Raw genomic sequence first — 15,017 nt, 5'->3', positions numbered from 1 at the left:
GGTGGCGTAGTAGAGCGACTCCACCGGCATGCGCTTCGCTGCGAGCCTGCTGAACCTCGGCGCGTCCGCACGCTACGGTTGATCGCTGTGTCCGGAGGCCTAAACCTTGACGATGTGATCTGGCTGCAGCACAAGCACCTCATATGCACTCGGGTCTGCGCGCATCACATTCGCACTCGAAGGCGCAGCCGGTGGCTCTGTACCATCCAGGAACCTTGGGAGACTGAAGTTGGTGACAAATCGATCATAGTCAGAGGAGCCGCAGCTGGGACACGGCGGTATGGAACCAAGAAACCGCGACGTTTTTTCGTGGAAATATCGACGGTACCCGTCACCACTTTCCGGAACCCCTTTTGGTACCGCCTCGTTCAATATTGGATCCCGTCGCTGATACACCCAAGCGATGGCATTGCATATGCTGCACTGGGCTCCAACGACTTTGGTTTCCGCCCAGGGAAAAAAGAGAACGCCCTTGGCTTCGTAGCCGACCACAATACCGACTTCCAGTTCAACGGACTCCGCAGAAACACGTTTGAACGTCATGGCGTCTCCAAGCCAAGGTTTCCTGCCATCTCCACTCAGGTTACCGCATCGAAAGGTATCGACGCGTGCCTCAAGCGTTTCACCACGCGCTGGTTGCTCACCCAGTCGAAGGTGTCGGCATGGTTCTTCGGCGGCGGTCGGAACGAGCCGACCAGGCTCATGTCCGCGCTTCGCAGGATCGCCACGGCGGTAGCATCTTCCAGCGGCACCGTGGCGGCCACATAGGTGCCGTCCGGCGATATCTTGAGCGTGGTGAATGCGTCCTCGCGCAGGAACCGGTCCAGATCCACTGCGCCGGCGCTGGCCGACAGCACTGCAGCAGCGACGCCCAGCAGCGCCACCATCGTTATCCTGCGCATCCCGTCCCCCTGAACCGGACCCCCTGCCCGGCCAGCGATTCTAGGCCGATTGTGCGCACAACGAAAAGCGGCACCCTAAGGTGCCGCCGGGTCATTGCGGGACCACACTGATCAGGGCGACGCCGGCGCCGCTGCGGCGGCAGTGCTGCCGCCCAGGCTGCGCGACAGGAACGCCAGCAGCTTGCCGTAGTACTCGCGGCGGTGCGGGTCGGTGTAGAAGCCGTGCCCTTCGGTGCCGTAGTAGAGCGATTCCACCGGCACGCCCGCCTTCTGCAGCGCCGCTTCCATGCGCTTGGTGTGCTGGATCGGAGCGCGTTCGTCTTCGCCACCCGCGGCGAGGAACACCGGCACCTGGATGCGCTCGGCGATGTTCACCGGTGACACGCTGGCCAGCTCGGCAGGGCTGCCCAGCCATTCCTTCAGGTAGGTGCTGCCGGAGCCGCTTTTCTGGATGTCGCCGGTGGTGTGCATCATCGGCAGGTCGTACACCCCGACGTAGCCGGCCGCGCAGCGGTACAGGCCCGGTTCGCGGGCGGCGCCCATCATGGCCGCGTACGCCCCGTAGCTGGCACCGTAGATGCAGACCCTGCCGGCATCGGCGTGGCCCTGCGCGAGGGCCCAGCGGGTAGCGTCGGTGACGTCGTCCTGCATCGCCGCGCCCCACTGCCTGGCGCCGGCATGCTCAAAGGCGCGCCCGTAGTTTCCCGAGCCACGGAAGTTGACCTGCAGCACGGCGTAACCGGCCGCGGCCAGCATCTGCGCCTCGGTGTTGTAGTTGCCGTCGTCGAAAACGCCGAACGGCCCCCCGTGCGGCATCACCACCAGTGGCGGCTTGGCGCCCGCCGCTGCGGTCGGCAGGGTCAGGTACCCATGCAGCTCCATGCCGTCGCGCGCCTTGAACGCGAACGGCTGCACCTTTGCGCTCTTGTCCGGGTCGACCCAGTCGCTGCGGCTGATCAGGTGCTCGGCCTTCTTATCCACGGTGTCGAAGATGTAGAAGTCGCCCGGATTGCGGCCCGACCACGCTTCAACCAGCACGTGGCGACCGTCGCGGGTGCTCGAGGTGATGAACACCGCATCGCCACCGAACGCGGCTTCCATGCTGCGGTACAGGCGCGCATCTGCCGACGTCTCGTCGAAGAAACGGGTGCGCGGGGTGTCGCCGAAGTAAAGCGCGCCCACCGGCACGCGGGTACCGGGGCGGTAGATCAGGCGGTCCGGGTCCACCACGGGGTCGCGCAGCAGCGGCTTGCGCGTGCCGGTGACCGGGTCCCAGCTGACGATGGCGTCCGGACCATCGGCCTGCTGCACGCGCAGATAGGCGGTCTTTCCGTCTTCGGAGAAACCCATCGCGGTTTCGATGCGTCCGGTGTCGGCCTCATCGTTGACCAGCTTCCAGGAATCGTTGATGGCGTCGCGGTAGTACAGCTTGTTGACGTTGTCGGCACCGGCGCCGTGTGCGAAACGGATCTGGCCGCCCGGGTCGCTGGTGAAGTCAGCGCGCCGCACGGGCGAGCGGGCGACGGTCACGCGCCGGCCGCTGGAGATGTCCAGCCGGTCCACGCGGGTATACGGGTCTTCGGAGAACGGCCAGACCGAGACCAGCACATTGCGCTCTTCCTGCGGCATGGAGTCGATCAGGAACGCGGCCACCGCTTCGACCTTCTTCGGCTGGATCCGGGTGCCCGGGCCGTTGCCTTCCACGCGATAGCCGACCAGCAGCTCGCCGCCGCCGCCATTGGCATTGATCGCGTAGAGTTCGCCGGTGAGGCGCGGGGTGTCCAGGCTGCCCGACTTTTCGGCCAGGCCGATCAGCACGCGCTTGTCGCTGACCCAGTAGAAGTCCGAGGCGTGGTTGTTGCGTGGCGGCACGAACGAGCCGGTGATCTTGCCGGTGGCGCGACTCAGGATCGCCAACGCGGTGCGGTCTTCCATCGGCACGGTCGCGGCGTAGTAGTCGCCACCGGGCGACAGCTTGATGTCGGTGAACGTTTCGCGCTTGAGATAGTGCTCCAGGTCCAGCCCGGCCGCGGCCACCTGGGTGACGGGCCCGCACAGCAGGGCCATGGCGGCCAGGGCCACCCACTTCGAGTACTTCATCCTTCCCCTCCCTCCGGACACCCTGTCCGTGAAGAAGAAGTGTAGACAGATCCACCTTCGGTGAGCCAGTCCCGGCAGTCAGCGACGGGAACGGTCCTGAAAAAGAAAATGGCACCGCGAGCGGTGCCATTTAGACGTGCATTGACGGAGAGAGAGAGAGATCAATGCACGCCGCGGAACGCCAGGCTCAGGGCCAGGATGGAAAGGATCACGGCGATGGTGCCGTCCAGGATCCGCCAGGTTTTCGGCTTGGTGAACAACGGGGCCAGCATGCGCGCGCCCAGGCCCTGCGCGGTCAGCCACAGGCAGCTGGCGGTGACCACGCCGGCGGCGAAGGCCATGCGCGCATTGCCGAAGTTGTCGGCGATCGAGCCGATCACCATCATGTCCAGCCAGAAATGCGGGTTGATCAGCGAGAAGCCGACCGCAGCGGTCAGCACCGCGCGGCGCGAGCTGTTGTCGCTGTCGTCGACCTGCATGCCACCGGTACCGGCCAGCGCGCGGCGCGCCGACTGCCAGGCGTACCAGGCCAGGAAGGTGACGCCACCCCACAGCACCACCGTGGTCAGCCACGGCAGCGCGCGGGTCAGCGTGCTCAGGCCGGCCACGCTGGCGAAGATGAAGATCGCATCGATCGCGGCACAGGTCGCCACGACCGGCACGATGTGCCGGCGCAGGATGCCCTGGCGCAGGATGAAGGCGCTCTGCGCGCCGACCACGGCGAACAGGCCGATGCCGGCAGCGGCGCCACTGAACCACGCGGCCAGACCGGGGCCGCCGGAAATGAAGGAGAACATGGTTGCCACCTGTAGTGCGGGGGGCGGTGCCTCGCCAAGGCGTACAGCACCGGATGGCGCGTATTGTCGCGCCGCAACATGAAAAAGTAGAGCTAAACTTACTTAACCATCTTTAGCGGAACTTAAGACGATGCGTATCGACCATGCCCAGCTCCGCGCCCTGGCGGCGGTGATCCGCGAGGGCAGCTTCGACCGTGCCGCGCAGTCCCTCAACGTCACCGCCTCCGCGGTCTCGCAGCGGGTCAAGGCGCTGGAGGACCGGGTCGGCCGGCTGCTGGTCAAGCGCGCCTCGCCGGCAGTGGCGACCCCGGAGGGCCAGGTGCTGGTGCAGCTGGCCGAGCAGACCGCACTGCTGGAACACGACGCGCTGCACCGGATGGGCATCGCCGACGAGGACCTGCCCCACGCCAGCATTCCCGTGGCGGTCAACCACGACAGCCTGGAAACGTGGTTCACCGACGCCGCGCTGCGCTTTGCCGAGCAGACCGGCACCACGCTGGACCTTCGCCTGGAAGACCAGGACCACACGGTGGCGCTGCTGCGACAGGGCGCCGTGCTGGGCGCGGTGACCACGCTGGACGAACCGGTACAGGGGTGCCAGATCCACCCGCTGGGGAGCATCCGCTACGCCGCAACCTGCACCCCGGCGTTCCATGAGAAGTACTTCGCCAAGGGGGTGAACGCCCAGTCGCTGGCCCAGGCGCCGGTGCTGGTGTTCAACCGCAAGGACGACCTGCAGGCGCGCTTTGCCCGTCGCCTGGCCGGCGAAGAGCTGCCCGCGACCGCGCCGACCTGGTGGATTCCCTCCACCCGCGCCTTCGTACAGGCCAACCTCGGCGGGCTGGGCTGGACCATGAACCCGCTGCCGCTGGTCAAGCGTCACCTGGAGGCCGGGCGGCTGGTGCTGATGAAACCGCGCGCCTGGGAAGACGTGCCGCTGTACTGGCAGCACTGGAAGGGCGACGTGCAGACCATGGCGCTGCTGACCAAGGCGGTGCTGGCGGCATCGGCCACGCTGGTGCGGCGCAGGCGGTGACGACGCCGTGACGCGGGGTCGTGCAGGCTGACGCCATTCCCGGCGGGGGCGTGACGATGGAATCGGATCCGGTCTACCTGCATATCCGGGTGGTGCTCAGCATCATCCTCGGCCTGAGCATCACCACGCTGGTGAAGGGCCTGGCCTCGATCATCGAGCACCCGGCGCGGCGCGGCGGCTGGTCGGGCATCCACCTGTGCTGGGTGCTGTGGACGCTGGTGTCGGTGGTGACCTTCTGGTGGTGGGAGTTCCGCCTGGCCGGCGTGCGGCAATGGACGTTCGGCCTGTACCTGTTCGTGATCGCCTACAGCGCCAGCTGGTACATGCTGTGCGTGCTGCTGTTTCCCGACGACCTGCGCGAATACGGCAGCTACGAGCAGTACCTGCTGCAACGGCGGGCAGGCTTCTTCGGCATGCTGGCACTGGTGACCCTGCTCGACTTGGGCGACACCGCGATCAAGGGCCACAGCCGCTGGCAGATGCTGGGCGAGGCCTACCCGGTGCACACCGGGATCATGCTGGCGATCGCCGGAATGGGCATCGCAAGCCGTTCGCGACAGTGGCATCTGGTCCTCGCGGCACTCGCCCTGCTCTATCAGTGCGGCTACTTCCTGGCCGAATACTTCACGATGGGCAACGATTGACGCGATGCTGCGTTGCACCAAATCCGTACCGGAACGGGCTAAAATAGCGGTCTGGATGCGCCAAACGCTTGTTTCTTCACGTTTCTTCCCCGGAACGTGGCCATCCTGCCCCCCTCTCCCCACTGAAGAGAATTCCCATGACGAAATCGTCTGGAACGCCTTCGGACGTCGCACAGCAACGTTCCGATGGACGCCCGGCCAAGGGCGCCGGTCGCAGGAAGGTTGCGAAGGTTGTCCTTGCCCTGTTCGCCCTGCTGCTGATCGCCGCCGCCGTCTTCCTGTACTGGCCGCTGCACCAGCGTTCGGTCCCGGCCGCCAGCAACGACAAGCCGGTGGACGTGGTCCTGGTCGGCGGCGGCATCATGAGCATCACCCTGGCCACCTTCCTGCAGGAACTGCAGCCGGACTGGAACATCCAGGTGTTCGAGCGCCTCGACGGCGTTGCCCTGGAAAGTTCGGACGGCTGGAACAATGCCGGCACCGGGCACTCGGCCTTCGCCGAACTGAACTACACCCCGGAACTGCCCGATGGCAGCATCGAGACCAAGCGCGCGGTCGGCATTGCCGAGCAGTTCGAGATCTCGCGCCAGTTCTGGTCGCACCAGGTGAAGGAAGGCCGCCTGAGCCAGCCTTCGGACTTCATCAACCCCACCCCGCACATGAGCTTCGTGTGGGGCGCTGACAACATCGCCTACCTGCACAAGCGTCAGCAGGCGCTGGTGAAGAACCCGCTGTTCTACGGCATGCAGTACTCGGAAGATCCTGCGCAGATCAAGGCGTGGGCGCCGCTGCTGATGGAAGGCCGCGACCCCGGCCAGAAGGTCGCCGCGACCTGGATGCCGCTGGGCACGGACGTCAATTTCGGCGTGATCACCCGCCAGCTCACCGCCGGCCTGCAGCGCAACCCGAACTTCAGCCTGCACCTGGAGCATGAAGTGCGGGCGCTGCGCCAGAACGACGACAAGACCTGGAACGTGACGGTCAAGGACCTCAACGCCGGTACCGAGTCCACCCTCAAGTCGCGCTTCGTGTTCATCGGCGCCGGTGGTGCCGCGCTCAAGCTGCTGCAGCTCTCGGGCATTCCCGAATCGAAGAACTACGCCGGCTTCCCGGTCGGTGGCCAGTTCCTCGCCTTCCAGTCGCCGGAGATCGCCGGGCGCCACAGCGTCAAGGCCTACGGCATGGCCGAAACCGGTTCGCCGCCGATGTCGGTGCCGCACCTGGACGCGCGCAAGCTGGATGGCAAGCCGGTGGTCCTGTTCGGCCCGTTCGCGCTGTACAGCACCAAGTTCCTCAAGCACGGTTCGTGGTTCGACCTGTACTCCTCGGTCAACCACAACAACGTGGCCGGCATGCTCGACGTCGGCATGGAGAACCTGGACCTTGTGAAGTACCTGATGGGCCAGGCGCGCCTGAACGACGACGACCGCCAGGCCGAGCTGGTCAAGTACTTCCCCAACGCCAGGCGCGAAGACTGGAAGCTGGTCACGGCCGGCCAGCGCGTGCAGATCATCAAGCGCGATCCCGAAAAGGGCGCGGTGCTGCAGTTCGGCACCGAGATCGTCACCGACCAGGACCACACCCTGGCCGCCCTGCTCGGCGCCTCGCCGGGCGCGTCGACCTCGCCGCCGATCATGCTGGACCTGCTCAAGAAAGCCTTCCCCGCGCAGATGGCCGCGGGCTGGGAAGCCCGCCTGCGCGAGATCGTGCCGTCCTACGGCCGCAAGCTCAATGACAGCGCCGCGCTGACCAACGACGTGCGCCGCCAGACCAGCGAAGCGCTGAAGCTTCCGTACCTGGACGTGCCGGTGGAAACCAGCCCGGCGGTGATGCTGACCCCGCCCCCGGCCGCGCCGGTGAAGGAAAAGCGCAACGCCAACGAAGAGATGCAGGCGTTGTAAGCCAGCATCAGAGCAGCGGGGCAGAGCCCCGCTCTACGAGTAAAGAAAAACCGGCCACTGGCCGGTTTTTTCATGCTTGCCCGTCCGCCACCCCAATGTGTGGGGGGCGCGGGGCGGTAGGGCATAGCGGGGCCTTGAGCAGCAGGAGCTGCGAAGAGCCCCATGGATGGGTTCACGCGTGCCCCGCTATGCCCTACCGCCCCGCGCCCCCGAGCGATAGAAGCGACGCGCCGACGCTTTCAGCTACGTTAAATTATTGTAATTAGAATGCGAACGATTTACATTTGCGTCCCGTTGTGCACCGCCTCCTGCCGCTGAGACCCCCCACATGTCCTTCCGTTCGCCCCTGTCCCGCCCCGTCCGCCGCGCCCCGCTCGGTCTGGCAGTCCTTGCCGTCCTCTCGCTTGCCTCGCCGTTGGCACTGGCCGAGACCGCTGACGCCGCTGGCGACGCCAAGACCCTGGACAAGGTGAACGTGGTCAGCACCCAGCGTGCGCCCTCCAGCACCACCCGCCTGCCGATCAGCCTGCAGGAGACCCCCCAGTCCTCCACCGTGCTCGGCCTGCAGCGCATCCAGGACGAAGCCCTCTTCAGCATCAACGACGTCCTGCGCAACGTCACCGGCGTCAGCGTGTCCTTCTACGACACCCAGCGCCCCCTCTACTACGCCCGTGGCTTTGCCATCACCGACTTCCAGGTCGACGGCATCCCCACCTACAGCGGCTCCACCAACCAGGAATACGACACCGCCTTCTATGACCGCATCGAGGTCATCCGCGGCGCCAACGGCCTGCTCAGCGGCGCCGGCATTCCCTCCGCCACCGTCAACCTGCTGCGCAAGCGCCCCGGCAAGGACTTCGACGCCTCCTTCGCGGTCAGCGCCGGCAGCTGGGACTTCCGCCGCATGGAAGCCGACGTCAACGCACCGCTGACCTCCGACGGCCGCTTCCGCAGCCGCGTGGTCGCCGCCTACACCGACCGCGGGCTGTATTACGACCGCTACGACGAAAACAAGATGGCCGGCATGGCCGTGCTGGAAGGCGACCTCACCGACAGCACCATCGTCACCGTCGGCTACCAGACCCAGGACAACAACCCGTACGGCTCCACCTGGGGCACCGTGCCGTTCTTCGACAGCCAGGGCAACTTCGCCCACCTGCCGCGCGAAACCAACCTGTCGCCGAAGTGGAGCTACTGGAAGCGCGAAACCAGCACCGCCTTCGCCAACCTCGAGCAGCGTTTCGGCGAGAACTGGCTGCTGAAGATCAATACCGCCTACACCCGCGGCAACGTGCAGAACGTGCGCCTGTACGGCACCGGCAACCCGAACCCGGACACCGGCGCCGGCATCTTCCTGCGCGCCGCCGCCGGCGACTCCGAAGACACGCGCCGCAACGTCGACGCCTACCTCAGCGGCACCTTCCCGCTGTTCGGCCGCGAGCACGACCTCACCGTCGGCGCGCAGTGGTCCGACCTCGAAGGGACCACCAACACCATCGCGCTGCGCTACCCGAGCGACTGGGCCCGCTGCGGCACGGAGCGCTGCTACTACATCCCGAACGTGTACACCTGGAACGGCGACATCTCCGAGGTGACCTACAGCCGTACCGGCGCGCGCCGCGTCGCCCACACCACCCAGAGCGGCTTCTACCTGGCCACCCGCCTGCGCCTGGCCGATCCGCTCTCACTGATCGCCGGTGCACGCCTGAGCCGCTGGGAAACCCTGACCCGTGCATATAATGCCGCCGGTGCGTACACCGCCACCAGCGGTGCCTACAAGGTCAGCGACGAAGTCACCCCGAATGTCGGCCTGGTGTACGACATCAATCCCAACGTGTCGGTCTACGGCAGCTACACCGAAATCTTCAACCCGCAGAACTACAAGGACCGCAACGAGAACCTGCTGGCCCCGGTGCAGGGTTCCAACCTGGAAGCCGGCCTGAAGACCCAGTGGTTCGACGGCCGCCTGACCGCCAATGCCGCGGTGTTCGAAGCCAAGCAGGACAACTACGCGGTGCGCGACATGAGCGTGCCGGACGGCAGCCTCAGCGATGGCAGCTCGGCCTACATCGGCGTGAACGGCACCAAGGCACGCGGCTGGGAAATGGACATCAACGGTGAAGTGATGCCGGGCTGGACGGTCAATGCCGGCTTCACCCACGTCAAGGTGACCCGCGCCGCCACCGACATGCTGTACGCCAATCCGCCGGAAGACCTGCTGCAGCTCAACACCAGCGTGCGCCTGCCCGGCGTGCTGGACAAGCTGACCGTGGGCGGTGGTTTCTCCTGGCAGAGCGAGGTGGAGGGTTACAACATTCCCTACCCGCTGGGCGGCACGCGCACGGTGAAACAGCCGGCCTACATGCTGGTGAACCTGCACGCCAACTACGCGATCAATGACAGCTGGAGCGCGTCGCTCAACGTGCGCAATGCGCTGGACAAAACCTACTGGGCGAACCTGGACTACAACAACTACGGTGAGCCGCGGTTCGTGTCGGCCAGCCTGCGCTGGAAGTTCTGACCCAGGGCGGTAGAGCGGGGCTCTGCCCCGCTGCGGTAGCCAGGCAGGGCCTGGCTCTACCGGCGTCGCCCGGCGTCAGGTCGGGCGGGTTTCGCGCAGCCCCCACATCACCGGCAACACCAGCAACGCCACCGCGGCGATCATCGCGCCCGGTGCTGCGGCCCAACCGGTGTGGCGTACCAGCAGTTCGGCGATCAGCGGCGTGGCGCCGCCGAAGAAGGCGGTGGCCATGGTCACGCCGAGGGCCAGGCCGCTGAGCCGGCCTTCACCAGGAAACTGCTCGGCGGTGGCCGGTGCGGCCACCGCGCTGACGCCACCGGCCAGGCAGGCCAGCACCACGGCGGCCAGGCCGATCTGCACGGCCGTACCGCTGGCCATCACGCCGAACATGGTCAACGGCAACAGGGCCGACAGCAGCGCCAGGCCGATCAGCACAGGTCGGCGCCCTACCCGGTCCGACAGCGCGCCGGCCATCGGCGTCACCAGGATCACCGCCACCGCCGCGCCGGTGGACAACCACAGCGCCTGCGATTCGCCGATGTCGCTTGCCGAGCCGAGGAACGCGGGCACGTAGGTGATGCCCACGTAGTAGGTGATCGAGCCCAGCGCGGAAATGGCGAAGGTGCGGGCGACCGCGCCACGATGGAAGCGCCAGGTATCGCGGATCGGCGAGGTCGGCACGGTGCCGGCTGCCACCTGGCGTTCGAACTCGGGCGACTCGTGCATGGTCGAGCGCGCCAGCAGGATGCCGCCCGCCAAGGCGGCGCCGACGAAGAAGGGAATGCGCCAGCCCCAGCCGTCCAGCTGCGCGGTGCTGAGCAGGGCAACGGTCAGCGCTGACAGGGCCACCGCGAGCAGCGCCCCGACCTCACTCGCGGCCGACGCCAGCGAGGTGACCAGCCCGCGCCTGCGCAGCGGTGCCGATTCCAGAAGGTAGGCGACCACGCCGGTGTATTCGCCGCCGACCGAGAACGCCATGACACAGCGCAGCAGCAGCAACAGCACGCCTGCGGTGGTGCCGATGCTGTCGAAGGTGGGCAGCAAGGCGGTGGCCAGCATTGCCACGGTCATCAACGCCATCGAGGCGAGCAGCATGTACCGCCGTCCGAAGCGGTCGCCCAGGTGGCCGAAGCACAGCGCACCCAGCGGGCGCATCAGGTAGGAGACCGCAAATCCGGCCAAGGTGGCCAGCAACGCATTTTCGCCACCGCCGAAGAACACCCGCGACAGCACCGTGGCCAGGTACAGGTAGAGCGTGAAGTCGTACCACTCCACCACGGTGGAGAGGCCCGCCACAATCATCGAGCGGGTCGGTGTCGCGGACGCAACGGGCGCGTTTGCTGCTACTGCGTGCGTGGGGGCGGCGGGGGTGGGATGGGTCATGGGGCCGCAGCCTACGCCATCCGGCCTCCACATCGTGTCGTCACGGCGTCATCGGCAGGCGGCTCAGTAACGGACCTGGCAGTTCGGGCAGAAAAACGTGCGCCGCTTGCTTTTGCCCGGATAGGTCTTTGAGACCGGCCCGCCGCAGTTGGGGCAGGTTCGTTTCGTGTGGATCTGCCAGTGCTTGCGCAGCTCGAAGGCACGCTTCCACTCAAGGAACCTGAAACTGTACTCGCGGGCGTCGGTGATGACCCTGCCCAGCACCCGCGGCGGAAGGTCGCCAATCCGCGACTCGGGGTGCACGCGCTGGCGGAACAGCACTTCGTTCTTGATGATGTTGCCGACCCCGGCGAAGAGGTCCTGGTCGAGCAGCGCATCGCAGACCAGCGTATCGGGCTGAAGTTTCAGCCGCCGCCGGGCCAACCGGGGATCCCAGGCATCGTTCATCACGTCGGTCCGCCAGTCGTAGCTGTCGTCGAGCGGACCTTCGATGTACTTCAGTGAAGAGGCGTAGATGTTGAGCTCGCCGTTGTCGAACTGCAACGAGACACGAGGGGGCGCGGGCTTGCGCTCGTCGATTCGGTAACTCCCGAACATCAGCATGTGCACGCGCAGGCTGAAGCCGCTGAACTCGATCAGGAAGTGCTTACCCCAGCTGCGCAGGGACAACACACGCCGGCCTTCCATTCGGGTCAGGTCCAGGCTGCTGTTGCCGATGGCGCGGCGTACGGTCTTGCGGTGGAACTTCGCCGCAGCCTCGCGCAGGATGACGATGGAAGGGCCCTCAGGCATCGGCGGTGAGCTCCTGAAGGCGTGCAGCATTGGCAACGGCGAAGCCGTGCGCGGTGTTGTCGAAGATGACCCACGGCGGCGACGCTGCCACCGCCCCCACCTGATCGGCCAGATCGGCCAGATCGGCGAGCGCAGTTTCGCCGTAGTCGCTGTAATAGATGCGCGGCGATCCATGCCAGCGCCAGTAGCGCCAACGGGACGCGCCGCCTGGGTGCGCGGCCGACGGTACCCGTGCAGGGTCCACGCCTGCGCGCGCAACATCATGGCGTAGCAGCAGCGCATCGGCAGGTGCAGTGAACCAGCTGGCGTGCCGGGGTTCGCAGACCAGCGGCACGGCGGTGCGTCGGCGCAGTGCGCGGAAGAAGCTGGCGGCCCTGCGCGGATCCAGTGCCAGTGACGGCGGGAGCTGCAACAGCAATCCGCCCAGCTTGGTGCCTAGCCCCAGGGATTCATCGAGGAAACGATCCAGCAAACTGCCTACCCCGACCAGGCCCGAATCGTGGGAAATGGTGCGCGGGAGCTTCACGGAGAAGCGGAACGCGGGGGGCACCGTGGCCGCCCAGCGCTCGTATGTCGCAAGTTTGTGCGGGCGATGGAACGAGGAGTTGATCTCCACCACCGGAAAGCGGGTGGCATAGCGTGCCAGCATGCTCTCGCCCGGGCCGAAAAGGTCGGAGTACCGGCTGGGGATGGACCAGCCGGCGCAGCCGATCAGCGGGCGGGTGACCGCATGCATGGCCTCAAAGCCGCATCTCGCCCTGGTCTTCGCCGTCCCAGTAGTGGATGCGGTGGGCGTGGACGTGGATGAGGACCAGACCCGGCGTATCGATGCCCTGCTCGAACCAGCGCTCCAGGCTCTTCTGCCAGTGTTCGCGCATGACCTCCTTGTCGCGCACCAGGCGGGCCTTGCCCTGCACGAACACGAACAGCGGCGGCTTGCCGAGCAGGCCCTTGCTGCCGGTAAAGCTCAGCGCCACCTTGGGTTCGGCCTGCAGCTCGCGGACCATGTCGGTGCTGTCGAGAGCGAAGAACCAGCTGTCGCCGTCGTAGTCGACATCGCCGTTGTTGCTCATCGGTCGACCGGCGATCTCACCGTTGTCGGCGAACGTCTGCAGCATGGTGAAGTCGATACCGGCCATTTTCTTGGCCAGGTCATGCAGGGTCAGGGTGGTCATCGATGGCTCCGGGAAACGTGTGAACCAAGGGTCAGCGCGTGGCCGTGACCGGGTCGTGCAGGGGTGCTGTCACGGCGTTCACGGGGCAGAGCGCTACTGCGTTCAGAGGTCACGCCCCATCGGGCGTGGCGCCGTTACGTGCGGTCGATCGGGATGCGACCCTACCGACGAAGCATCGTGCGCGTCGGAGGATGACCTCGCGTTCCGTTGCCCCGTACGCATGCCGACGGACGACGGCATGCCAGAACGCCGGAATGCCGCATCGGTAGGGTTGGTTCCCAAACAACCGCCGATAGATGTTCAATGCCCGGTAACGCATGACCGTTGATCGAAACCGGCCGGGCAACGCCCGGCGCTTCCACCGCCCGCAGCGTTTCACCGCGTGATGAACACCGGATTCGAATAGAACCACAGGTCCTGCCACGGATCCTCGCCCTTGATATCGGCCAGCGGCGTGGGTTCATCGGTGTTGCTGCCGCGCGCACGCACAAAACTGCCGCCGGCCGGTGCAGGCAGCTCCCACGCGATCTGGTACCACTCGCCTTCCTGCGTCCAGTCCTTCGCGGTGAAGCGGCGGGTCTGCATCTTCGGTGCATCTGCACCGCCACTGCCGACGATCAGCTGGATCTGCCGCAGCGCCGGATGCTGGCCCACCGCGTTGGCCGATTCCGGCCGGCGCACGCGCAGCTGGATCCGCATCGGCTTGCCAGCCGGGATCGCCAACGCGTCGCCCATACGCGCTACCTTGCCGCCGTCTGCGGCCCGCACGCTGAACTCCATTGCATCGATCAGGTCGCCGGTGACGGCGAACATGCGGCCGCCCCGCACGCCGCCCATGATGTCCCCGGCCTCAGGCCGTGCCCACACATAAGTCTTGCTGTACTCGCCCGGGTCGAAGTCGCTGCCCCCATCACGCTGGTTCACATGCGAATCGGAACTGGCGGTGATCCAGAACCGGGTGCCGGCGGCCAGCATCTGGTCCCACACGCCGCCCACCTGCGTGGTGATCTGGTCGAAGCCACCAAAGGTCGGCGCCGCCGCATTGCGGTACAGGCCCCGCTCGGTGCGGGTGGCCTGGTGGCCCGGTGCGCCTTCCATGCCGACCAGTACGTGCGGGGCTGCGGCGTGCCACGCGACCAGCTCGGCCGGCGTTACTTCTCCCCACTGCCCCACCCCGGTCGCGGTTCGCGAAGGGTGGTTGATAAGCATCACCGGCAGCGGCTGCAGGCCGCGCATGTGGGCCAGCGCGTCGAGCATGTGCTGGTGGGTGTCACGGCTGCCTTCCTGCAGCGGCTCACCGCGGCTGTAGTCGCGTTCGATGGCGAACAACTGCTCGCCTTCCTTCGGACCGGGCGCAATGATCAGCGAGGCGTGCTCGCCGGCCGGCACGTCGAACTCCATGCCGTTGAACTGGATCAGGTCGGGCACGTCGCGGCGGGCCTGCAGCAATGCGGGATAGGCGTGGTCGCGGGTCACCGCCGAGTGGCCGGGGCCGCCGTGGTCGGTGTGCACCATCCAGCGCAGGCCGAAGTGGCGTGCCTGCTGCGCGTTGCGGGTACGGGTGTAGGACGAATCGCCCCCGCGGATCGGGGTGGGCGGCGTGGTGCTGCGGTCCCAGTCCATGCTCCATTCGCTATGGACGTGATGGTCGCCGGGCTGCCAGTCGCGGCCGGCATCGGGGTCGGTGTTGGCCGCACTGGCCAGGGCCGGCGCGAGCAGCGCCAGCAGGAGAAGAGTACGCATGAAGGTTCCTTGCAGGCCCCCTG

At 66.6% G+C, this 15,017-nt stretch carries 13 protein-coding genes; 4 read left to right on the top strand and 9 right to left on the bottom strand.

Translation table 11 applies throughout. The features are described from left to right. Nucleotides 1–99: 99 nt before the first annotated feature. The 4 genes from HGB51_RS12345 to HGB51_RS12330 form a co-directional block, all read right to left on the bottom strand. Complete coding sequence (locus tag HGB51_RS12345; RefSeq protein WP_141739047.1) at nt 100–543, bottom strand: hypothetical protein; 444 nt, start codon at nt 541–543, stop codon at nt 100–102. Between the two features lie 35 nt (nt 544–578). Next, the gene (locus tag HGB51_RS12340; protein WP_141739046.1) at nt 579–902 is read right to left on the bottom strand and encodes a hypothetical protein; all 324 of its coding nucleotides are present in this window, start codon (nt 900–902) and stop codon (nt 579–581) included. Nucleotides 903–1,013: 111 nt separating this feature from the next. After that, nucleotides 1,014–3,002 (bottom strand): alpha/beta hydrolase family protein, encoded by a 1,989-nt coding sequence (locus tag HGB51_RS12335; protein WP_070206820.1) that lies wholly within the window; start codon nt 3,000–3,002, stop codon nt 1,014–1,016. Nucleotides 3,003–3,163: 161 nt separating this feature from the next. Further along, the gene (locus tag HGB51_RS12330) at nt 3,164–3,799 is read right to left on the bottom strand and encodes a LysE/ArgO family amino acid transporter (protein ID WP_070206819.1); all 636 of its coding nucleotides are present in this window, start codon (nt 3,797–3,799) and stop codon (nt 3,164–3,166) included. Nucleotides 3,800–3,929: 130 nt separating this feature from the next. Here HGB51_RS12330 and HGB51_RS12325 point away from each other — a divergent pair, with 130 nt between their 5' ends. The 4 genes from HGB51_RS12325 (at nt 3,930) to HGB51_RS12310 (ending at nt 9,901) form a co-directional block, all read left to right on the top strand. Continuing rightward, complete coding sequence (locus HGB51_RS12325) at nt 3,930–4,835, top strand: LysR family transcriptional regulator ArgP (protein ID WP_070206818.1); 906 nt, start codon at nt 3,930–3,932, stop codon at nt 4,833–4,835. 56 nt (nt 4,836–4,891) lie between these two features. Then, nucleotides 4,892–5,479, top strand: coding sequence for a hypothetical protein (locus HGB51_RS12320; protein ID WP_070206817.1), 588 nt, complete (start codon nt 4,892–4,894; stop codon nt 5,477–5,479). A gap of 137 nt (nt 5,480–5,616) precedes the next feature. Next, a complete protein-coding gene (mqo, locus tag HGB51_RS12315; RefSeq protein WP_246233576.1) occupies nt 5,617–7,380 on the top strand; it encodes a malate dehydrogenase (quinone) in 1,764 nt (587 codons plus the stop codon). Between the two features lie 328 nt (nt 7,381–7,708). Beyond that, complete coding sequence (locus tag HGB51_RS12310; RefSeq protein WP_070206816.1) at nt 7,709–9,901, top strand: TonB-dependent siderophore receptor; 2,193 nt, start codon at nt 7,709–7,711, stop codon at nt 9,899–9,901. Between the two features lie 75 nt (nt 9,902–9,976). Here HGB51_RS12310 and HGB51_RS12305 read toward each other — a convergent pair whose 3' ends face one another. The 5 genes from HGB51_RS12305 to HGB51_RS12285 all read right to left on the bottom strand — a co-directional run bounded on the left by HGB51_RS12305 (nt 9,977) and on the right by HGB51_RS12285 (nt 14,994). Next, nucleotides 9,977–11,203: an MFS transporter gene (locus HGB51_RS12305; protein WP_070206815.1), complete on the bottom strand. Its 1,227-nt coding sequence runs from the start codon at nt 11,201–11,203 to the stop codon at nt 9,977–9,979. A 144-nt stretch (nt 11,204–11,347) separates the two neighbouring features. Beyond that, on the bottom strand, nt 11,348–12,076 hold the full coding sequence (locus HGB51_RS12300) for a DNA-formamidopyrimidine glycosylase family protein (RefSeq protein ID WP_070206814.1): 729 nt from the start codon (nt 12,074–12,076) through the stop codon (nt 11,348–11,350). Beyond that, the gene (locus HGB51_RS12295) at nt 12,069–12,812 is read right to left on the bottom strand and encodes a DUF72 domain-containing protein (protein ID WP_070206813.1); all 744 of its coding nucleotides are present in this window, start codon (nt 12,810–12,812) and stop codon (nt 12,069–12,071) included. Before HGB51_RS12295 ends, HGB51_RS12300 begins: the two co-directional genes overlap by 8 nt. Nucleotides 12,813–12,816: 4 nt before the next feature. Further along, nucleotides 12,817–13,251, bottom strand: coding sequence for a pyridoxamine 5'-phosphate oxidase family protein (locus HGB51_RS12290; RefSeq protein WP_070206812.1), 435 nt, complete (start codon nt 13,249–13,251; stop codon nt 12,817–12,819). A gap of 375 nt (nt 13,252–13,626) precedes the next feature. Further along, nucleotides 13,627–14,994, bottom strand: coding sequence for a CehA/McbA family metallohydrolase domain-containing protein (locus HGB51_RS12285; protein ID WP_070206847.1), 1,368 nt, complete (start codon nt 14,992–14,994; stop codon nt 13,627–13,629). Between the last annotated feature and the right edge of the window lie 23 nt (nt 14,995–15,017).

Origin of the sequence: Stenotrophomonas bentonitica (assembly GCF_013185915.1) — a bacterium.
Lineage (GTDB): Bacteria > Pseudomonadota > Gammaproteobacteria > Xanthomonadales > Xanthomonadaceae > Stenotrophomonas > Stenotrophomonas bentonitica.
This window is presented reverse-complemented; position numbering and strand designations above follow the sequence as displayed.